Raw genomic sequence first — 20,016 nt, 5'->3', positions numbered from 1 at the left:
CGATGCAGGGAGGATTAGCGTGCTGCCGCTAAACTTTGATGACGTTTTCCATGCCGGCGTACCCGAAGTCCGGCGGTTCATCTTGCCAAGCCCCGTCTTTTTTGATCCTGAATATAGCCATGCTTCATCCAGAGCGTGCTGCTATCTTCAGATTCGCGCTTCACGCTTCAAATTTGTTCGTGTCCGTCGCCAGTGCAGATCGCTGCGGTTTCTTGCGACGGGCAGCAGGCCGCAGAGTGCTTCATGCTGAGAGATTTTTCCGTCCAGAGCCTGTTCATGGGCTGCCTCACCGCCTTTGTCGGTTTCGCCAGTTCCTTTGCCGTCGTGCTGCAGGGCCTCAAAGCCGTGGGCGCGACCGATTTCGAGGCCGCGTCGGGACTGATGGCGCTTTCGGTGGCGATGGGGCTTTGCGCCATCGTTCTTTCCGCCGCCACCCGGCTGCCGGTCAGCATTGCATGGTCGACGCCGGGCGCCGCACTTCTGGCCACGACGGGCGTGATCGAGGGCGGTTTTCCTGCGGCTGTCGGCGGCTTCATTGTCTGCGCCGTCCTGATCATCGTTGCCGGCCTGTTCAAGCCGCTCGGTCGGGCGGTTGCCTCCATTCCGGCGCCACTCGCCAATGCCATGCTGTCGGGTGTCATCATCGGCCTGTGTTTCGCCCCGATCAAGGCGATCGGCTTCAACCCGGCGCTTGGCCTGCCGATCATTCTGGCGTGGATTGTCGTGGGGGCTTTCAGGCGGCTGTTTGCAGTACCTGCGGCCCTTGCCGCCTTCGTGCTGGTGATGATTTTCGGCGTCGATATTCCGGCGGGTGCGTTCGACAGCGTCGCGCAATCGCTGACGCCGCCGATGGAATGGGTAACGCCCGTCTTCAGCCTGCATGCCGTCGTCTCCATCGCGCTGCCGCTCTTCATTGTCACCATGGCCTCGCAGAATATTCCCGGCATTGCGGTGCTGAAGGTCAATCACTACGACCCGCAGCCCGGCCCGCTTTTCGCCGCGACCGGCTTTTTCTCGCTGCTTTCCGCGCCCTTTGGCGGCCATGCGGTCAATCTTGCGGCAATAACGGCGGCGATGTGCGCGGGCGAGGATGCCCATCCTGATCCAAAGCGGCGCTATTGGGCGGCGATCATCGGCGGTGTCGGCTATATTATTTTCGGTCTGCTAGCCGGCGTGGTCACGGCCTTCGTGGCGCTTGCGCCGCCTATCCTCATTCAGGCGGTGGCGGGGCTGGCGCTGGTCGGCGCTTTTTCCGGCTCAGCGGTCGCCGCGTTCAAGGACCCCGAAACCCGCGAGGCTGCGGCCATCACTTTCCTCATCACGGCCTCCGGCCTCTCCTTCGGCGGCGTTTCCGGTGCTTTCTGGGGCTTGATCGGCGGCGGGTTGATGATGGCGTTGCAACGGTTGGTAAGGCGTGGTTAGATAGTGGAAATGGTATAGTTTTTATATTATATTCTCATAGAATTCGAATTTGATCCGGCCAAGAGCGCTGGCAATAAAGACAAGCACGGGATTGATTTTGTCGATGCTCAGGCGTTGTGGCACGACAAATTCGGTTTGACCGTTACCGCGCTGGGCGTCGGTGAAGAGCGGTTTGCGCTCATCGCTCTTCTCGGCGGCAAATTATGGCTCGCAGTGCATACGCTGCGGGATGGGCGTATTCGAATCATTTCCGTTCGGCGCGCCCGTGAGTTAGAGAGGCATCATTATGAAGACAATAAGCGCAGAAGAATTCGACAGAATGGCTGATGATGGCGAGGACATCGGTGAGTATCTCGACTGGACAACGGCGCGGCATCTGAATATCGAGCCCAAACGTGTCAACATCGATTTTCCGACGTGGGTCGTCAACGACCTGGACAATGAGGCTCGGAGACTTGGGGTGACCCGGCAGTCGCTTGTCAAATTGTGGATCGCGGAAAGGCTTGAGATCGGCCGACACGCAAAATAGGCCTGCACCGCACAAGATCACTTGTCAGACCGCCAGCCGCTGTTTATACACATCGCCATGAGCAACAGCATCGCAACCATTTCCGGCATGAGCGCGCAGATTTCTGCGAAGGCCTCGCCGTGCGGTGCACTCTCGCTTCTTAGCCTCGACCTTACACGCGGTTGCCGGGTCCAGTGAGGAGCGCCCGGCGGCCGAAAGCCCGCTGGTGCAAACGCTCCTCATCTCGAAATCTCATTTTATACTGGATTTAGGCCCTCAAGGGCCGCGCATCCGCCGATGGCTTGAAGAAGCCCGCGGATGGCGCAAGGAGGAAGCGACATGGACGCCAAGACCACCACTGTTTCCAAGGGCATGACCGACGCGAGCGTGAAGTATCGCCCTTATCCCACGATCAACATCCCCGACCGCACCTGGCCTTCCAAGACGATCACCAAGGCGCCGATCTGGTGTTCGGTGGACCTGCGCGACGGTAATCAGTCGCTGGTCAACCCCATGGGTCACGACCGCAAGGCCCGCATGTTCAAGCTGCTGCTCGAAATGGGTTTCAAGGAAATCGAGATCGGTTTCCCTTCCGCGTCGCAGACGGATTTCGATTTCGCCCGCTGGTGCGTGGAAGAGGGCAATGTGCCCGATGACGTCTCGTTGCAGGTTTTGGTGCAATGCCGCCCGGAACTGATCACCCGCACCTTCGAAGCGCTGGAAGGCGCCAACAAGCCGATCATCCATTTCTACAATTCGACATCGGAACTGCAGCGCCGCGTGGTGTTCGGCAAGGATGTGCACGGTATCAAGCAGATCGCGGTCGATGCGGCCAAGATGATCACCGACATGGCGGCCAAGGCTGGCGGCGGTTACCGTTTCGAATATTCTCCAGAAAGCTTTACCGGAACCGAGCTGGAAGTGGCGCTGGAAATCTGCAACGCCGTGGTCGAGGTTGTGAAGCCGACGGCCGACAACAAGCTGATCTTGAACCTGCCATCGACGGTGGAAATGGCGACGCCGAACATCTATGCCGACCAGATCGAATGGATGTGCCGCAATATCGACAACCGCGAAAACGTCATCATCTCGCTCCACCCGCACAATGACCGCGGCACGGGCATTGCGGCGACCGAGTTGGGCCTGATGGCGGGTGCGGACCGCGTTGAAGGCACCCTGTTCGGCAATGGTGAGCGCACCGGCAATGTCGATGTCGTGACGCTGGCGCTGAACATGTATACGCAGGGTGTGGATCCTGAGCTGGACTGCCGCGATATCGAGCGCATCAAGGCGGTCTATGAATATTCCAACGAGATGACGATCCCCGAGCGCCACCCTTACGTAGGCGAACTGGTCTACACGGCGTTTTCCGGCTCGCATCAGGACGCCATCAACAAGGGCATGAAGGCGATCAAGGTCGCCAATCATCCCGTCTGGGAAGTGCCGTATCTGCCGATCGATCCAAAGGATGTGGGACGCTCCTACGAGGCGATCATCCGCATCAACTCGCAATCCGGCAAGGGTGGCATCGCCTATATCCTCCAGCAGGATTACGGCATCAACCTGCCGCGCAATTTGCAGGTGGAGTTCCGCGAGGATATCCAGCGCATCACCGATGAAGAGGGTGTCGAGCTGCCGGCCAAGCGCATCTATGAGCGCTTTATCGAGCGCTACGTGACGCAGCCGAATGCGCGCCTCAAATTCGTCGATCACCACACCTATCCGGCCGGCGATTTCAAGGGCGTGCGCATCGTTGCCGCGGAGATCACCGACAATGGTGAGGTGAAGCGCATTGAAGGCAAGGGGACCGGTCCGATCGACGGGTTCATCAATGCGCTGTCGGTTTATCTCGGCATTGATCTCTCGGTGAACGATTATTCCGAGCACTCGCTGCAGCACGGCTCGAATGCCTCGGCCATCGCTTATGTCGAGATGGAACATCCGGGCGGCAAGCTGTTCGGGGCAGGGGTGAATACGAATATCGTTGCGGCTTCGCTAGAAGCGATCGTTTCTGCGGCCAACCGAGTGTTGGAAGAGCGGGCGAAGTAAGGCTTGCGTTGAGGGTGGGGCAAAGCACCCCCCTCTGCCCTGCCGGGCATCTCCCCCTCAAGGGGGGAGATCGAATCGCGGACAGGTCTCGCCCATCTCAACGTTTGTGAATGAAATGGCGGTAGCGCTTCCTGCTGATCTTCCCCTTGGGGGAGATGCCCGGCAGGGCAGAGGGGGGTAGCCCCAACCTCCTACCTCTCAATCCTCCGGGCTCTGCTCCGCAGGCCGCGAAAACCCCAGCGGCCGCCCGTTTTCATAAAATACCCTGATATCCTCAAGCGCGACACCGGTTGCCGTCTCATTGAGGCTGTGCCGCTCGCAGGTCACGTTCCAGGTGCCGGGACCGCCGGAGATGTTGAAGAGATTATAGGCCGCGCGCGGTTTTTCCCCACCGGGCCCCTGGCTAGCAGAGGCGATGCCGACCACGGGAATGTGGTCTTCACCATGGTGCGTGTTCAGCCAATAGACTGTGTTCAAATGTGTATGGCCATGCAGCACGAGCTCCGCACCGCCGACGCCTAGCGCCGCGGCGAAACGGCGTATGCCGATCATGCGCTTGTGCGTTGGGGCGGCGCCACGGATCGGCGGGTGGTGAATCATCACGACGCGGAACAGCCCCTGTTCCCCGGCTTTTTTCAACAGTTCCGCGGTGGCGCGCGCCTGCCGGTTGCCGAAATAGCCGGTGGCCGAGAAAGGTGGCGTCGCAATTGATGTGGAGCAGCCGATCAGCGCGATGGGGCCGCGCACGCGCATATAGGGGAATATCTTGCGGTCGTCGTCCCACTCGGCAGGGTCGCCATCGCCACGAACATAGGGGTACCAGGCCTGCATGGCCTTGTCATGCGCGCCGGACACATAGGCGTCGTGATTGCCGGGAACGACGGAGGTCTTTTCGGGGTCACCCACCTCTTCCAGCCAGTCGGCGGCGGCGCGAATTTCAATGCCGGTCGCAAGATTGACGAGATCGCCGGTGATAGCCAGATGATCCGGTGATTTTGTCTCCAGATCGTCCAGCAGCTTTTCCAGCGTATCGGTGAAGAGATGCTTGCGGCGGTTGCGATGCCAGTTGACGAAACCGGTGATACGCTTGGATGCAAGTTCGCGAAAAGTGAGTTTTGGAAGTGGCCCCAAATGGACGTCTGAAATATGCGCAAGTTTGAACATGGCGGCAGAGATAACCTATGATATGCCGCACGTCCAACAAAAGCCGGCAGGCGGGGAGAAACAGGGTGAATGACGAGACAACCGGGCGGCAGGCCCGTCCGTTCCATATGCGCGTCTTCATTCGTTTGCTGCATTTCGTTTTTCTGTTCACGCGCGGCGCAACTCTTGGCGTGCGTGCCGCCTGCTATGATGGAACCGGCAGGATTTTCCTCGTCCGCCACACCTATCTGCCGGGCTGGTATCTGCCGGGTGGAGGGGTGGAGCGGGGTGAAACCCTGCTCGCGGCGCTTCACAAGGAAATTCGGGAGGAAGGCAATCTCGAAGCCACGTCAAAGCCTGAGCTTTTCCATGTTTATCTCAATCTGGAAGGCAGCAATCGCGACCATGTCGCGCTTTATCGGCTTGAGGTTACCCAGACCAAGCCGAAAAAGCCGGATCATGAAATTGCCGAAAGCGGCTTTTTCGATCTTTCAAATTTGCCCGAAGGGGTGACGGGCGCAACCCGTCGCCGCCTTGCAGAACTTGCCGGCGAGGCGGCGCTCGCCGATCACTGGTAGCAGTGTCCACCCTCGTCAGGAAAGCGGGTCGCGGCCATGGGCCTTTGTCAGGTCCAGCTCGGGGCCGATGGGCACGATGCCTGTCGGATTGATGGTGCGGTGGCTGCGGTAATAATGTTCCTTGATATGGCGCATATCGACCGTGTCAGGCACGCCCGGCGTCTGGTAAAGATCGCGCAGGTAACCCGTGAGGTGCGGATAGTCGTGGATGCGGCGGATATTGCACTTGAAATGGCCGACATAGACGGGGTCGAACCGAACCAGCGTGGTGAACAGGCGCCAGTCCGCTTCCGTCTGCTCCGAACCGAACAGGAAACGGCGGTGCTTCAGCCGGTCTTCCAGCATGTCCAGCGTTTCGAAGACCTTGACCGCATTCTGCTGATAGGCATCCTGCGTTGTGGCAAAGCCAGCCTTGTAGACGCCGTTATTGACGGTGTCGTAAATCACGTCGTTCAACGCGTCTATTTCGGCGCGGAACGTCTCGGGATAATAATCGGTCTGCGAGCCGGTGAGGTCGTTGAAGGCGGAGTTGAACATGCGGATGATTTCCGCCGATTCGTTGGAAACGATGGTGCCGCGCTTCTTGTCCCAGAGCACCGGCACGGTCACGCGGCCGGAATATTTGGGATCCGCTTTGGTGTAGACCTGCCAGAGCGCGGATGAACCGAAGAGGTGATCCTCGGTCGCACCTGGCGTCCGCTCACCTTCAGGCTTAAATTCCCAGCCGTTTTCCAGCATCAAAGGGTCGACAACCGAGACCGAAACAAGCTCTTCCAACTTTTTCAGCTTGCGAAAAATCAGGGTTCGGTGCGCCCAGGGGCAGGCGAAGGAGACATAGAGGTGGTAACGGTCCTTCTCCGCCGCGAAGCCGCCTTCTCCTGAAGGGCCGGGTGCGCCATCCGCCGTTATCCAGTTGCGAAATTGCGAGGCGCTGCGCTTGAAATGCCCCTTGGTTTCCTTGGTGTCGTACCAGACGTCTTTCCATACGCCTTCCACCAGCATGCCCATGACGATCTCCTTGATTGTTTCCTTGGCGGCAACCCTACCCGTTTCACTCGTTGTCGCGAACCCGCAAGGCATTGAACAATGCGTTTCCGTGCTGCAGAGCTGGAATGGGGCGGCGACGAGATTTGTTCTGGACGGGTCGTTATATTCCTGATAATTGCGATTTTCACAAATCTGAGGAAATTTTTGATTATGATCGAACTACGGATGCTCCGACGACGCTGACGCTCCTGAACGCCCTAACCGGCGCAGCCGTCATCTATTGTCGCATCCGCATTCTGGAAGTTTCGGTCTCTTCATGTCCAAGCACGATCTTGTCTACCTCACCGAGGACGCGTCGCACGACGCCATCATCGAAGTCATCAACGAAGAAGCATTTGGCCCCGGCCGGCACACCCGTGCGGCAGCACGCATCCGCGAGCAGGGTCCGCATGACCGGTCGCTCTCCTTCGTCTGCGCCGATGATGGCGAGACGATTGCCTCGGTGCGCATGACGCCGGTTCTGGCAGGCGATGTGAAGGGTCATATGCTTGGCCCGCTTGCGGTTCGGCCCTCTCACAAGAACAAGGGCATCGGCCGGGAACTCGTCCGGATCGCCATCGCGGCGGCAAGGCGCAAGGGCTCCGAAGCCGTGATACTGATCGGCGATCCGCCCTATTACATGCCGCTCGGGTTCGAGAAAGTCGCTTATGCGGCGCTTGATTTTCCGGGGCCGGTTGATCCGAACCGGGTGCTGGTCGTGCCGCTTGGCAATGACGTGCACCAGCGGCTGAAGGGCAATATCGGCTGGCGCAAATGCGAGGCCGTGATGCCGGCCGCGACAGTGGAAGATGAGGGTTTCGAGGCGCCTCTTCGGGTTTACGGGTGACGGGATATCCGAAGAGCTTTTTGCTTCTTAGCGCAACATAAGCCCCGTCATTCCGGCCTTGAGCCGGAATGCAGCCAGGTCAAGTCTTTGGGCTGAAATCTTCTTCCAGTAGCCTGTTTCGAAACAACGCGTCTCCCTCCACAGAATTCAATTCCGTTTCCTCCCCCCATACGATAGCAAGTGAAAGTCGGTTTTTGCGAAGGGACGAGGCATGACGGCAATCACCATGAATGATGCGCTGAAGCGCGCGGGCGCAGGCGCCTATCAGCGCAGGCTGATGGGCATATTCGGCCTCGTCTGGGCGGCGGATGCCATGCAGGTTCTGGCCGTCGGTTTCACTGCGGCCTCAATTGCCGCAACCTTTGGGCTGACGGTGCCGCAGGCGCTGCAGACCGGAACAGCGTTCTTTTTCGGCATGTTGCTGGGTGCTGCGGGTTTCGGACGGCTGGCGGACCGTTACGGCCGTCGCCGGGTGCTGATCGTCACGGTGGCCTGTGATGCCCTGTTCGGCGTGCTTTCGATATTCTCGCCGGATTTCACCATTCTGCTTGTCCTGCGCTTTCTCACCGGGGCCGCCGTGGGCGGCACGCTGCCGGTGGATTATGCGATGATGGCGGAATTCCTGCCCGCCAAGAATCGTGGGCGCTGGCTTGTCTTTCTGGAAGGTTTCTGGGCTGTCGGGACGCTGATCGTGGCGCTTGCAGCCTGGGGTGCCAGCCTTGCCGGTGTTGCCGATGCCTGGCGATATATCTTTGCCGTAACCGCGTTCCCGGCTGTCCTCGGCCTTGGCCTTCGCTTTCTCGTGCCGGAATCGCCGCTTTATCTCCTGCGCACGGGTCGGTCGGAGGAAGCAAAGGCCGTCGTCAACCGTATGCTGGCCACGAATGGCCGCGCCCCGCTCGATGCCGGGACAGGGCTTTTCCAGCCTGAAGTGTCCAAGGGGCAGGGGATATTTTCACCGGCGCTGCGCCAACGCAGCATCATGATCCTCGCCATCTGGTTTCTCGTCTCCGTTTCCTATTACGGCGTCTTCACCTGGATGCCGGCGAAGCTCGCGGGAGATGGCTTCGGTTTCGTGCGCGGTTATGGTTTCCTTGTGCTGGTGGCGCTGGCACAGATCCCCGGTTACGCGCTTGCGGCCTATGGTGTCGAAAAGTGGGGTCGCAAGCCGACGCTGATCGGCTTCTGCCTGCTCTCCGCGCTCGGATGCCTGCTTTTCACGCTTGCTTCCGGCGGTGCGATGATTGCCGCCTCGCTTCTCATCATGAGCTTTGCGTTGCTTGGCACCTGGGGCGCTCTCTATGCATTCACGCCGGAACTTTACCCGACGGAATCACGGGCAACCGGCATGGGTGCCGCAGGGGGGATGGCGCGGCTTGGCGGCCTGCTGGCGCCGTCACTCCTCGGTTATGCCATTGCGCAGGGTTTTGGTGTCGCGATCGGCATATTTGCCGGGCTGCTGGTACTGGCCGCCATTGCGGCGACGATGATCAATGCGGAAACGCGCCAGGTGGCGCTGACATAGGGTGTCAGTGCGGGACGATGGCCTGACCCTTGAGGATCAGGCCATTCTGTTCGGCTTTATAGCGTCGTGTAATTCACCGGCAGCCAATCATAATTGGTGCTGTCGGTGCGCACATGACCGATGCCGGGGAAGGCGATATGCGCCCCTGCCACCAGATATTTGCCTTCCACCGCCTGTTTAAATGCCAGATCACGCGTGGCGACGGCTGCCTTCTGATCGACGTCGAATGCGACGGCGACATCGGGTTCATCGAACTGGAGGATATCGCCATGGGTAATATCGCCCCAGAAGACGATTTTCTGGCCGTTGCTTTCGAGAACGATGCCGCTGTGGCCCGGCGTGGGCCGGCGTAAAGGACTGAGCCGAGACCGGGAACCGGCGCGGCATTGTCGCCGAACGTCTCGAACTTGCCGGCATCGATATAGGGCTGGATGCTTTCTTTGGCTTCGGCATAGCCCTTCTTCAGCGCCTCCGGTGCTGCCTTGGCCTTCGCCTCATCGAGCCAGAAAGCGGCTTCGCGCTTGTTCACGCGCAGGGTCGCGTTGGCGAAGACGCGCTTGCCATCCGCGGAGAGACCGCCGGAATGATCGGTATGGATATGGGTGAGAACGACATCATCTATCTCATCCGCTTTGTAGCCCGAGGCTTCGATATTGGCGACGAGCCTGCCGAGGCTTGGGCCAAGATAGGAGCCGGTGCTGTCAATCGGCGTCGTAACGGGACCCCTTATCGGCTCCCAAAAGGGACCCCTGCCTCTAGTTGCATCGGGTCAGCGCGCGTAGGCCCGGGGCTCTCCATTTAGCGCAAGGGCCTGCGGGCGCGGGTTGTTTGTCTTTTCGGCTTTAGCTTTGAGAGCGGTTTTTAAAGCGCCAGGATTCGTTCCCGGTTTCCACGATCTCGCAATGGTGGGTGAGCCTGTCGAGCAGAGCGGCGGTCATCTTGGCGTCGCCGAATACGGCCGGCCACTCGCCGAAGGCCAGGTTCGTCGTGACGATGATGGACGTCCGCTCGTAGAGCCTGCTGATGAGGTGGAAGAGGAGCTGGCCGCCCGCCTGGGCAAATGGGAGATAGCCCAGTTCGTCCATGATGACGAAGTCGAGCCTGGTGATGAAGTCGGCCAGCCGTCCCTGTTTGCCGCTACGTGCCTCCGTCTCGAGCCGATTGACGAGGTCGACGACGTTGAAGAAGCGGCCGCGTGCGCCATTGCGGATCAGAGCACGAGCAAGGGCGATGGACAGGTGAGACTTTCCCGTGCCGGTTCCGCCGACCAGAACGATATTGTGCTGCTCGGCGAGGAAGGCCCCGGTTGCGAGTTGGCGCACCAGGCCTTCGTTGACCGGCGTGTCGGTGAAGTCGAAGTCGTCGATGTCCTTGGCCAGCGGCAGCTTGGCGACGGTGATCTGGTATTTGATGGAGCGCGCTTGCTTCTCGGCGATCTCCGACTGAAGCAGGTCACCGACGATGCGCGGCGGTTCGTGCTGTCGCTTGATGCCGGAGGCCATGATCTCGTCATAGGCGCTACGCATGCCGAACAGCTTCAGCGTGCCCATCATGTCGAGGATTTGGGATCGTTCCATATCAGCTTGCCCTCCTCAGGCTGTCGTAACGGGCGCAGTCGGCCAGAGGCTCATGGGTCAGGCGAAGCGCATCGGGGATGGAAAGGATGGCGGCCGGCTGCGGATCACGCTTGCGGGCCAGAATGTTGATGATGACGGCGGCCGAGAACACGCCCTGATCGATCGCCTCCTGGCAGGCCGCTTCGACGGCGGGGAGCCCGTCCAGGCCCACGCATTCGAGGATCGACACCATCTGCCGGTCGCCGTCATGCATTGCCTTCAGCCGGCGGCGCACCTTCTCCATGGCGGCGGGCAAAACCCAGTCGTGGAACGGCGCACCGTTGCGCAGTGCTCCCGGTTTGCGGGTCAGGACCGGCACGTAATGCCAGGGATTATAGATCGTCTCGCCACGGCCGAAGCAGCGATCGTGTTGGCCGATTTCCACGCCATCCTGCCGGATGACGATGCGATCTGCATAGGCATGTATCTCGGCAGGGCGGCCGACTGCCGTAGACAGTACCGAGTATTTGTTGTTGTCGAAACGCACGAGGCAGGTCTTGCCGATCGAGGCCTGCACAGCGTGGAAGCCGTCGAATTTGCCGGGATAGCCGACCAGGTGCGGCCGCTCCGCATCGAACACCTCCCAGATCGTGCGCTCCGTCTGATCGACGTGCTTATGAGCGCGGGCGTAACTGATGCACTTGTCCAGCAACCAGCCATTCAGTTCATCGTAGGATTTGAAGCGCAGTCGCGGCGTGAAGAAGCGTTCGCGCACCAGATTGACCTGGTTCTCGACCTGGCCTTTCTCCCACCCCGACGCCGGCGTGCAGGCCACCGGTTCGATCAGGTAATGGCTGCACATCTGTAGGAAGCGGCGATTGTATTGCCGTTCCTTGCCGACGAAGACCGTCTCCACCGCGGTCTTCATATTATCATAGATGCCGCGCGTGCAGGCCCCGCCGAAGAAAGCGAACGCCCTGTCATGGGCGTCGAAGACCATCTCTTGCGTCTCGCGCGGATAGGCTCTCACATACATCATCCGGCTGTGGCAGAGCCGGATATGCGCAACCTTCACCGTCGTCGTCACGCCGTTCAGCACGACAATCTCGTGGCTCCAGTCGAACTGGTAGGCCTCGCCCGGCGCGTAATAGAGCGGCACATAGGCTTGCGCCGTCACGGACCCGCGCTCCTTCGCCCATGTTCGGGCGTAACGCCGGACTGTGTCGTAACCGCCCTCGTAGCCGAGGTCGCGCAAGTCCTCGAATATCCGGATCAGTGTCAGCCGTTCGCGAGAAGATTTGGCCTCATTGGCGAGGAGCATTCCATCGAGCTGACCGCGCCAGGGGCCGAGCTTCGGCTGAGGTTGACGGGTCCGTTCGTATTTGAACTCCGTCTCATCGGTGCGCAAAACCTTCCGCACCACTTTCCGCGATATGCCCAACTCCCGGCAGATCGCCTTGATCGACTTGCCCTGAACATGGGCTAGCCGCCGTATCTTCAGAATTGTTTCCACAATAAGCATCCGAACAAAAAGCCTCCGATGAAACCGGAGGCTGTTGTAACCCCATTGCAAATGGGGGTCCCGTTTGGACGCCGATCACCCCATGTGCGGGGTCCTTATTCCATGCCTAATCACACCGGTGCCGGCATCGATCAGCACCAGCCTGTCACCGGTGTTGACGAGAAACGCATTGACGGACGTAGGCGTCTCTTCCGGAAGGAACGCATCCTGAAGCGCCTTCGTCGCATGTTCCGGTGTGGTGTTGGTGTAGATTTTGGCAAGCGGCAGCGCAATGACGCCGTCCGAAAGCGCAGTAACTTCCACCTTGCCGACCATCAGCCGGTAGAAGCCGGGCGCCTGCGTGGCGACAAGCGGTGCCTTGGCAAATGCGACGGAGGGCGCAACAAAGGGGGCGGCGATGAGGGCGCTGGCGGCGCCTTTGAGAAGTGAGCGACGTGATGGCATTGAAGGCTCCTGGGTTTAGGAATGTCTTGAAACTTTCCGATCTCCAGTTAAGTGTAGGCAGGTTAGCAATCAAATCGATGTGACTTATGCAAACTATCGATCATTTCAATCTCCGTTCCTTCGACCTCAATCTCCTCGTCGCTTTCGATGCGATGATGGAAGAGATGAACGTCACGCGCGCGGCACGGCGGCTGAAAATCCAGCAACCTGCCATGAGCCATAATATCTCCACCCTGCGCACACTGTTTCAGGATGAGCTGTTCATTCGCGTCGGGCAGGAAATGAAGCCGACGGCGCGGGCGCTCAATCTGGCGGGGCCGGTGCGGCAGGCGCTGAGACAAGCGCAGGCGGCGGTGCTGACGGCTGATGTGTTCGATCCGGCGACCGAGAGGCGGACGTTCCGGCTCGGCATGTCCAGTGAGGTGGAGCTGCTGCTTTTGCCGGATCTGTCCGCGCGGCTGCGCGAGATCGCACCCGGTATCCGTATCCTTGCGCGCAACGGGCAACAGCAGGAAATCACCGCTATGCTGGATACAGGCGTGATCGACATGGCTGTAGGATGCACCTATTCGAAGGAACAGCGGCACCATTGCGAACCGCTTTATTCTTCCAGCGTGCTCTGCTGCTTCAACCCGGCTCTGCTCGATCTGCCCAATCCCGTTGGACTGGACGCCTATCTGTCGGCCAAGCACGCGGTCATATCACAGACCGACAGTCTGCATGGCTGTATCAAGGACGCGCTGGAACTGACCGGACTGGAAATCGACGTCGTCGCCGCTGCGCCGGATTTTCTTTCCGTGCTGGCAACGGCGCGCTCCTCAGCCGTGCTGGCGACCGTGTCTTCGCGCATTGCTCAGCGTTATGCGCCGATGCTGGGACTGGAAGTGAGCCCGGTGCCGGTGACGTTGAATTTCCCGCCTGTCGCCATGGTCTGGACATTGCAGACCGATGCGGATGCGGGAGCCGTGTGGCTGCGTCAACAGATTCGCGACACCATGGGACGCACGGTCGACAGCGAGGTGTCGGGCATCGCCGCCTGAAATTTGCGTGGCCGGCGCTCTAGAACCGTTTCTCCAGCCAGGTGATGGATTGGCCGCTGGAGAGTGGCCCAAGCGAGCCGATCTTGGTGAAACCGTACCGTTCGTAAGTCCTCAGCGCATCCGGGTTCATCGTGTCGATATAGGCGCCCATACAGCCGCGCTTTTTCGCCTCGTCTTCGGCCATGGCCAGAAGTTTCGCGGCCGTGCCTTGTCCGCGCATCGTCTCCGGCACGAAAAGAAGCTGCACATAAAGCCAGCCGCGGGCGGTGTGGCCCACCAGGCCGCCGGTGACCTCATTGTCGTCATTGCGGATGGTGATGATAATGTCGCGTTTGTCGCTTTCGCCGAAACGAGCAAGATTATAGGCCACCAGAGGATCGCGGATGGCTTTTTCGGCCTCTGGATCGGCGGCATCGCTTAAAACGAAATTCATATTCATCTTCCCCGGCCGCCGGGCGGTGGCCGTTTCCCGTTTACGTGCCGAGACGAGGGGAAGGCCCCACGATCTTTGCTGGAACGCCCTTACCGGCCTTCACGCCACCATAGAGCGGAGAAGGCAAGCAGCAACGCGCCTAGCCCGGCGAAACCTGCAAAGAGCGGCAGGGTGTTGACGCCTTTCAGCACCGTCTCGTCGGTCATGCGTATCAGCATGCGATCCTCATCGGCAACCCTGATATCGCCGCGGACCGGCAATATATCCGGCAGTGCGACCCGGCCGGAATTATCGGCGACACGGTGCACGCTGCCTTTGGTGGCATCTGCCAGCGGCTTCAGCGTTTCGGTCGTTGAAATCATCGCCTTGAATTCGGGGGCGTCCACTGCGCCAACATGGACGAGGGTGGTGAAATCGCCGTTCTTGATTTCGAACAGGCCGGTTTCATCCATGCGGCGTTCGATCCTGTAGAGACCGGGCTCGCTGCTGGTGAAAGCCATGTTCTCGGTTTTGCCGGAGGGGAAACGCACGCTGGCCTGACCGGGATCGTCGCCGATGGTCTGACGGGTGATCTGCAGGGTGCGGCCGTTGGCGCGCGCCGTCAGCGCCTCTTCCTCAAGCTCGGGTTCTTTCATCAGCCAGTGGGCGATGCGGCGGTAAAGCGCCACATGCGGGCCGCCGCCCTCATAACCACGCGCCCAGAGCCAGCCCTGATCCGACAGCAGCATGGCGACACGGCCTTCACCCTGGCGGTTGAGCACCAGCAGCGGGTCCTGACCATCGCCCAGCATCACGGTCTGGCCCTGCGGCGGGTCGACGCTGATGGTGCGGAACCAGCGGCCCCATTGGGGCGGCTCGTTGCCTGATCCCTCTAGCCCGCGGGTGACCGGGTGTTTCTTGCCCGCTTCCGAAAGACGCGGATAGAAGGCAGCCTGATGCACCTGCCCGGTCGGCTGCGCCGGCAGCACGGAGGCCAGAGGCGTCATGGCGATTGAATCCTGACCGGCATGTTCCGGCCCGGCGGCAATCAGCAGCGCGCCGCCTTTTTCGACATATTGGGCGATGTAATCGTAATAGAGGATCGGCAACACGCCGCGATGCTGGTAGCGATCGAAGATGATGAGATCGAAATCATTGATCTTCTCGACGAACAGCTCGCGGGTGGGGAAGGCGATCAGCGAGAGTTCGTTGATCGGCGTGCCGTCCTGCTTTTCCGGCGGACGTAGAATGGTGAAATGCACCAAATCGACCGAGGCGTCGGATTTCAGGAGGTTGCGCCATGCCCGCTCGCCGGCGTGCGGTTCGCCGGAGACGAGCAGCACGCGCAGGTTCTGACGGATGCCTTCGATCAGGTGAACGGCGCGGTTATTGGCAACAGTCACTTCGCCCGGGATTTCGGCGACGGAAAATTCCATGACATTGTTGCCGCCGCGTGGGACCTTGAAGCGGAACGGCGTCGGCTGACCGGGTGTCGCCTGTAGTGTGGCGATCTCTTCGCCATTCATCTTCACCGTCACCTCAGCCGCGCCACCGCCTGCCGGGCGTCCGTCATCGAAGACGCGCAGCGTCAGTTGCTGTTCCTCATTGACGATGCCGAAGCGCGGGGCGCGAACGATTTCGATACGGCGGTCGAACTCATCAGCCTTGCCCGTGATCAGGCCGTGCACGGGCGCGCGGAAGCCGAGCGCCTGCTCGGCGTTGGGCAGGGCATTGGGAATATCGTGAATCTGACCATCGCTCAGGAAGATCGCGCCACCCACACGGGAAGGCGAGACATCCGAAACGGCGGAGGACAAGGCCGAGAAAAGCTGGGTCGAGGGCGAATCGCTCTCGCCATTGTCGCGCACTTCAACGATGCGCGGCTCGATGCGGGGGAAACGGGACAGCCGGTCTTTCAGCGCATTGAGCGCCGTGTCCGTCATCTGCGGCCGGTCCTGCACGTCCTGGCTCTGCGAACGATCGACGATGACGGGGACGATGGTGGAAAGCGGCTCGCGCTCCTCCTGCGTCAAAAGCGGATTAGCGATGGCGGCAAGCAGGGCGGCGAGCGCCAGCCCGCGCAACCATGCGCCACGCACGCCGCGCCACAGGCCGATGAAGGAAAGGAGAAGTGCTGCGACGGCCAGAACGGCGATCACGATCCATGGCAGGAAGGGAGCGAAGGTCAATGTCATGTCACTGCCCCAACCGTTCGAGAAGTGCCGGAACATGGACCTGATCGGCCTTGTAGTTGCCGGTCAGCATATACATCATGATGTTGACGCCGGAGCGGAAGGCATGTTCGCGCTGCATCTCGTCAGGCGGAACGGTGGGCAGAACCGGTGCGCCCTGCGCATCGACCGCCCATGCGCCGGCGAAATCATTGCCGGTTATCATGATCGGCGTCACGCCGTCCCCGGAGGAGGAGAGGCCGGAGGTGGTCTTGGCGGCACCCTGACGCGATTCCACCCAGAGCGGCGAGCCATTGTAACGGCCGGGGAAATTGGTGAGCAGGTAGAAGGAACGCGTCAGGACGTGATCCTCCGGCACGGGCTCCAGCGGCGGAATATCGATATTGGCGAGGATCGCCTGCAAACGCTCGCCATTGGCGCTGGTCGCGCCGGTATCGAGCGAGGAGAACTGGTCGCGTGTATCGAACAACACTGTGCCGCCGGCGCGCATATAGGCGTCGATGCGCGAGATGGCGGCGCTGGACGGCATGGGCGCAGAGGCCGAAACCGGCCAGTAGATGATCGGATAGAAGGACAATTCATCCTTGGAAATATCGAGGCCGACAGGCTGCCCGGGCTCCAATGTCGTGCGCCAGGTCAGGAATTCGCTCAAACCCTGCAAACCCTGTTCTGAAATGCGGTCGACATCGTCTTCGCCGGTGCGGACATAAGCAAGATGGGTGGTGTCCAGCCGCTCGAATATCTGCTCGTCGCCGGGTTTGGGATCGTCGGCACGGGCATCGGTTGGCGACACCGCGGCAAAGGCGCCGAGGGCGAGGAGTATGGTCGCGGCCGTGGCGCTGCGGGCTTTCGGCAGGCGGGCGAAGGCGCCGTTCATGAAAAGCACGATCAGGCTGTCGGCAATCAGCATCAGGAAGGCAGCGATGAAGAGGGCGGGACGCAGCGATTTCGCCGTCTCGCCGATCAGCGCTTCACTTGACGTGCTGACACCGGCGGCAGAGGTATCGAGCGGGCGCAGCGTCGCACCCGCCGGCAGGAGATTGAGAGCCACGAAACCGTCCTCTGTGCCGTAAAGGCCGGGGGGATTGTCGAAGCCGGTGCGCGGAAGCTGGCCCGCGCGCATTTCCAGCGGCCGGGCGGTGCCGATTTCGGCAGATAGCGCGCCTTCCGCCGTCAGCAGCCGGAAGGGTGGCAGAGCGGCGGCCGGCGCATTGGCGGAAGCCGAAGCGCCGCCCGCCTTGGACAATTGCACGATACGGCGAAGCATATCGACGAAGTGGCCTGATATCGGCAGGTCGGACCAGCTGGCCTCGGCGCTGACATGGAACAGCACGATGCGGCCTGCCTCGACGTTGCGGGTGGTGACGAGCGGCGTGCCATCGGCAAGGCTTGCCCACGTGCGTTCGGCGAGGTCCGGTGTCGGCTCGGCCAGAACCTGACGTTTGACGAGAATGCCATCGGCTTTCGGCATGCCGGCGAAAGCGCCGAATGCAGGGAAATCGGCAAGCGGTTGCGGTTCAGCCCAGGAGAGTGCGCCGCCGAGCGCGCGTTCGCCCTGTCTCAGCGTCACCGGCACCAGCGGGTCGTCGGCGGGGGCTGCGGCAAGGCGTGGCCCGGCGAAGCGGATCAACGTGCCGCCGCCCGCAAGCCATTTTTGCATCGGCTCATAGGTTTCCTGCGGCAGGCGGCCGATATCGGCCATGACAATGACGGAGGGGTTGGATTGCAGGATTTCCGGGATAGCCTGCGCCAGATCGGCTTGCCGCTGCGGAATGAGATCGACGAAGGGCTGAAGTGCGCGGCTGATGTAATAAAGCGGTTGCAGCAGCGGCTGGAAGTCGTTGCCGGTTTCGCCTGCCAGCAGCGCCACGCGGCGGCGGCGGAAGCCGTCATCGAGAAGATGCACTGCACCCGCCGTGGAAACACCTTCAAGCGAAAGACGGGCGAAATCGTTGCGCAATTCGAAGGGTGCTTCCACCGTTGCCGTTGTTTCAGCCTGGCCGGGGGCGAAGGTGGCGATGCCATTGGCGAGGATGCGGCCCTGGCTGTCCTGCGCGTTGACCGTCAACCGGGCAGCTTCCGCAGTATTGAGCCTTGAAAGCGAAACGCTCATGGCGTCGGCATTGTTGGTTGCGCCCGTTATCGCGGCAATGGCCTTGCCGTCGCCGCTGACGATACGGAATTCGGCTGGTGAAAGACTGGCCAGCGTTTTCAGGGCGCTTTCGTCCTGCGCCGTCTGCACGCCATCAGCGATATAGGCGAGGGTGCCGGGGGTCGTGCCGTTAAGCGCTTCGGTAATGGCTTCGGCCGTACGGACACGATCGGGCACGAGCGGCTTCGGTTTTGCCGCTGCCAGCTTTTCCAGGGCGACCGCTGTCGTTCCGGGCACGGCGTCGTGTTCGGCATCAGCTGTAAAAGCGATGGCGACGGGGCGCTCGGCACGCTCTGCATCCCCGATCAGGGCTTCCGCGGTCGCCACGCGCCGCTCCCAGTCGGGCGCAGACGCCCAGCTATTGTCAACCACCAGCACCAGCGGGCCGCTGCCGGCGATGCTGCTGTTGCGTGGGTTCACCACCGGATCGGCGAGCGCAAAAATCACGGCGGCGGCAAGCGCCATGCGCAGCAAGGTGAGCCACCACGGGCTTTTCGACGGCGTTTCCTCGCGTTTCAACACCGTCGCCAGAATCTTCAGTGGCGGGAAGACCTCTGCCTTGGGGCGCGGCGGGGTCAGCCGCAGCAGCCACCAGATGGCAGGCAGCGCCAGCAAGCCGAAGAGGATGTAGGGGCTGGTGAAGACGAAAGGCAATGCGCTCATCGGCGGCCACCGCCTTGCCCACCGCCCTGTGCCGGCGCGCCGGAAAGATACATGTGCATGGCCACCAATGCCTCGGAAGCGAGATGGTCGGTGCGGTGGAACACGAAGTTCCAGCCCAGCCGGCGAAGCGACGAGGAGAGTGCCTCGCGCCTTGCGAGATAGGCGCGGGTATAGTCTTCGCGAATGGTCTCGGCGCGGCCGGACACCAGTTTTTCGCCGGTTTCCGGATCGCTAAATTCGGTGCGGCCGGAATAGGGGAAGGTTTCTTCGGCCGGGTCGGCAATTTCCACCACGTGGCCGCGCAAGCCCCGCCGTGCGAGCGGTGAAATGCGCTCCATCACGGCCTGTGCATCATCGAGAAAATCGCCGATCAGCACGATGTCGCTCGCGCCACGGATCATGCCCGTTTCCGGCATGCCTTCGGTCGGCGGCGCATGCATGATCGCGGTGGCGAGCCGTTCGGCGGCATTCCGGGCCGAAACCGGTTCCATGATACCGGGGCAGCCGATGCGCTCGCCGGAGCGCGCGAGGATTTCCGCCAGCGCCAGCATCAGCACCAGGGCCCGGCTTTCCTTGGAAACGGAACCGAGGGTCGATTTGAACATCATCGACGGTGACATGTCAGCCCAGAGCCAGATGGTGTGGGCCGCTTCCCATTCGCGGTCACGCACATAGGTATGATCGTCGCGGGCCGAACGCCGCCAGTCGATACGCGCGAGACTTTCGCCTTCGGCATAGGGGCGGAACTGCCAGAAATTTTCGCCGATGCCGCGCTTGCGGCGGCCATGCCAGCCTGCGGTGACGGTGTTGGCGATGCGCTTTGCCTCGACCATGCAGTCCGGCACCAGAGCGGCGCGCTGGCGCGCGCGCGCCAGAACTTCGCTACCCGGCGTCTTGTCTACGATCTGGCCTATGGATGCCACATGCAGTCCTTTCG

General features: G+C 61.1%; 16 protein-coding genes and 2 pseudogenes. 8 read left to right on the top strand and 10 right to left on the bottom strand.

Annotated elements, in window-relative coordinates:
• Nucleotides 1-243 precede the first annotated feature (243 nt).
• The 4 genes from EGT36_RS02715 to leuA all read left to right on the top strand — a co-directional run bounded on the left by EGT36_RS02715 (nucleotide 244) and on the right by leuA (nucleotide 3,979).
• A complete protein-coding gene (locus tag EGT36_RS02715; RefSeq protein ID WP_037089759.1) occupies nucleotides 244-1,422 on the top strand; it encodes a benzoate/H(+) symporter BenE family transporter in 1,179 nt (392 codons plus the stop codon).
• A gap of 36 nt (nucleotides 1,423-1,458) precedes the next feature.
• Nucleotides 1,459-1,749 (top strand): BrnT family toxin, encoded by a 291-nt coding sequence (locus tag EGT36_RS02710; protein ID WP_004443015.1) that lies wholly within the window; start codon nucleotides 1,459-1,461, stop codon nucleotides 1,747-1,749.
• Nucleotides 1,709-1,951 carry a type II toxin-antitoxin system BrnA family antitoxin gene (gene brnA, locus EGT36_RS02705; protein ID WP_004443014.1) on the top strand — a complete coding sequence of 81 codons (243 nt, stop codon included), beginning with the start codon at nucleotides 1,709-1,711 and terminating at the stop codon, nucleotides 1,949-1,951. Before EGT36_RS02710 ends, brnA begins: the two co-directional genes overlap by 41 nt.
• 318 nt (nucleotides 1,952-2,269) lie before the next feature.
• Nucleotides 2,270-3,979, top strand: a complete 1,710-nt coding sequence (leuA, locus tag EGT36_RS02700; RefSeq protein WP_006699443.1) for a 2-isopropylmalate synthase — start codon at nucleotides 2,270-2,272, stop codon at nucleotides 3,977-3,979.
• Nucleotides 3,980-4,177: 198 nt separating this feature from the next.
• On the opposite strand, the gene EGT36_RS02695 is transcribed toward leuA, so the two are convergent.
• On the bottom strand, nucleotides 4,178-5,143 hold the full coding sequence (locus EGT36_RS02695) for a metallophosphoesterase family protein (protein ID WP_006699444.1): 966 nt from the start codon (nucleotides 5,141-5,143) through the stop codon (nucleotides 4,178-4,180).
• A gap of 65 nt (nucleotides 5,144-5,208) precedes the next feature.
• Between EGT36_RS02695 and EGT36_RS02690 the strand changes: the two genes are divergently transcribed.
• On the top strand, nucleotides 5,209-5,700 hold the full coding sequence (locus EGT36_RS02690) for an NUDIX domain-containing protein (protein ID WP_006699445.1): 492 nt from the start codon (nucleotides 5,209-5,211) through the stop codon (nucleotides 5,698-5,700).
• A 15-nt stretch (nucleotides 5,701-5,715) separates the two neighbouring features.
• Here EGT36_RS02690 and EGT36_RS02685 read toward each other — a convergent pair whose 3' ends face one another.
• Nucleotides 5,716-6,708, bottom strand: coding sequence for a glutathione S-transferase family protein (locus EGT36_RS02685; RefSeq protein ID WP_037089971.1), 993 nt, complete (start codon nucleotides 6,706-6,708; stop codon nucleotides 5,716-5,718).
• A gap of 295 nt (nucleotides 6,709-7,003) precedes the next feature.
• On the opposite strand from EGT36_RS02685, the gene EGT36_RS02680 reads away from it, so the two are divergent.
• Nucleotides 7,004-7,573 carry a GNAT family N-acetyltransferase gene (locus tag EGT36_RS02680; RefSeq protein ID WP_004443004.1) on the top strand — a complete coding sequence of 190 codons (570 nt, stop codon included), beginning with the start codon at nucleotides 7,004-7,006 and terminating at the stop codon, nucleotides 7,571-7,573.
• Between the two features lie 211 nt (nucleotides 7,574-7,784).
• A complete protein-coding gene (locus tag EGT36_RS02675; protein ID WP_125270024.1) occupies nucleotides 7,785-9,098 on the top strand; it encodes an MFS transporter in 1,314 nt (437 codons plus the stop codon).
• Nucleotides 9,099-9,154: 56 nt separating this feature from the next.
• Here the strand turns inward: EGT36_RS02675 and EGT36_RS02670 are convergent.
• The 4 genes and pseudogenes from EGT36_RS02670 to EGT36_RS02655 form a co-directional block, all read right to left on the bottom strand.
• Nucleotides 9,155-9,795 (bottom strand): annotated as a pseudogene (locus tag EGT36_RS02670) (MBL fold metallo-hydrolase); the annotation flags it as partial.
• Nucleotides 9,796-9,940: 145 nt separating this feature from the next.
• Nucleotides 9,941-10,675 (bottom strand): IS21-like element helper ATPase IstB, encoded by a 735-nt coding sequence (istB, locus tag EGT36_RS02665; RefSeq protein ID WP_003501246.1) that lies wholly within the window; start codon nucleotides 10,673-10,675, stop codon nucleotides 9,941-9,943.
• 1 nt (nucleotide 10,676) lies between these two features.
• Nucleotides 10,677-12,176, bottom strand: coding sequence for an IS21 family transposase (gene istA / locus EGT36_RS02660; protein ID WP_052821263.1), 1,500 nt, complete (start codon nucleotides 12,174-12,176; stop codon nucleotides 10,677-10,679).
• Between the two features lie 114 nt (nucleotides 12,177-12,290).
• Nucleotides 12,291-12,620 (bottom strand): annotated as a pseudogene (locus EGT36_RS02655) (MBL fold metallo-hydrolase); the annotation flags it as partial.
• Between the two features lie 86 nt (nucleotides 12,621-12,706).
• On the opposite strand from EGT36_RS02655, the gene EGT36_RS02650 reads away from it, so the two are divergent.
• Entirely contained in the window at nucleotides 12,707-13,660 is a 954-nt protein-coding gene (locus EGT36_RS02650; RefSeq protein WP_022556707.1) for a LysR family transcriptional regulator, read from the top strand.
• 19 nt (nucleotides 13,661-13,679) lie between these two features.
• On the opposite strand, the gene EGT36_RS02645 is transcribed toward EGT36_RS02650, so the two are convergent.
• The 4 genes from EGT36_RS02645 to EGT36_RS02630 form a co-directional block, all read right to left on the bottom strand.
• Nucleotides 13,680-14,093: a GNAT family N-acetyltransferase gene (locus EGT36_RS02645; RefSeq protein ID WP_004442995.1), complete on the bottom strand. Its 414-nt coding sequence runs from the start codon at nucleotides 14,091-14,093 to the stop codon at nucleotides 13,680-13,682.
• Between the two features lie 89 nt (nucleotides 14,094-14,182).
• Entirely contained in the window at nucleotides 14,183-16,267 is a 2,085-nt protein-coding gene (locus EGT36_RS02640; protein WP_112554098.1) for a hypothetical protein, read from the bottom strand.
• Between the two features lies 1 nt (nucleotide 16,268).
• Complete coding sequence (locus EGT36_RS02635) at nucleotides 16,269-19,079, bottom strand: DUF4159 domain-containing protein (protein ID WP_037089765.1); 2,811 nt, start codon at nucleotides 19,077-19,079, stop codon at nucleotides 16,269-16,271.
• Nucleotides 19,076-20,002 carry a DUF58 domain-containing protein gene (locus EGT36_RS02630; protein ID WP_037089766.1) on the bottom strand — a complete coding sequence of 309 codons (927 nt, stop codon included), beginning with the start codon at nucleotides 20,000-20,002 and terminating at the stop codon, nucleotides 19,076-19,078. The genes EGT36_RS02635 and EGT36_RS02630 overlap by 4 nt, the downstream gene beginning before the upstream one ends.
• Nucleotides 20,003-20,016: the final 14 nt, after the last annotated feature.

The organism is Agrobacterium sp. FDAARGOS_525, assembly GCF_003938925.1.
GTDB lineage: Bacteria > Pseudomonadota > Alphaproteobacteria > Rhizobiales > Rhizobiaceae > Agrobacterium > Agrobacterium pusense.
Note: the sequence above shows the minus strand (reverse complement) of the source record. Positions and strands in the feature narration are given on the sequence as shown.

Bases quoted from the DNA above. Each gene is read 5' to 3' on its own strand.
- leuA (WP_006699443.1), top strand. From the start codon at position 2,270: ATGGACGCCAAGACCACCACTGTTTCCAAGGGCATGACCGACGCGAGC.
- istA (WP_052821263.1), bottom strand. From the start codon at position 12,176: ATGCTTATTGTGGAAACAATTCTGAAGATACGGCGGCTAGCCCATGTT.
- EGT36_RS02640 (WP_112554098.1), bottom strand. From the start codon at position 16,267: ATGACATTGACCTTCGCTCCCTTCCTGCCATGGATCGTGATCGCCGTT.
- EGT36_RS02650 (WP_022556707.1), top strand. From the start codon at position 12,707: ATGCAAACTATCGATCATTTCAATCTCCGTTCCTTCGACCTCAATCTC.
- EGT36_RS02675 (WP_125270024.1), top strand. From the start codon at position 7,785: ATGACGGCAATCACCATGAATGATGCGCTGAAGCGCGCGGGCGCAGGC.
- EGT36_RS02695 (WP_006699444.1), bottom strand. From the start codon at position 5,143: ATGTTCAAACTTGCGCATATTTCAGACGTCCATTTGGGGCCACTTCCA.
- EGT36_RS02645 (WP_004442995.1), bottom strand. From the start codon at position 14,093: ATGAATTTCGTTTTAAGCGATGCCGCCGATCCAGAGGCCGAAAAAGCC.
- brnA (WP_004443014.1), top strand. From the start codon at position 1,709: ATGAAGACAATAAGCGCAGAAGAATTCGACAGAATGGCTGATGATGGC.
- EGT36_RS02685 (WP_037089971.1), bottom strand. From the start codon at position 6,708: ATGGGCATGCTGGTGGAAGGCGTATGGAAAGACGTCTGGTACGACACC.
- EGT36_RS02680 (WP_004443004.1), top strand. From the start codon at position 7,004: ATGTCCAAGCACGATCTTGTCTACCTCACCGAGGACGCGTCGCACGAC.
- EGT36_RS02635 (WP_037089765.1), bottom strand. From the start codon at position 19,079: ATGAGCGCATTGCCTTTCGTCTTCACCAGCCCCTACATCCTCTTCGGC.
- istB (WP_003501246.1), bottom strand. From the start codon at position 10,675: ATGGAACGATCCCAAATCCTCGACATGATGGGCACGCTGAAGCTGTTC.
- EGT36_RS02715 (WP_037089759.1), top strand. From the start codon at position 244: ATGCTGAGAGATTTTTCCGTCCAGAGCCTGTTCATGGGCTGCCTCACC.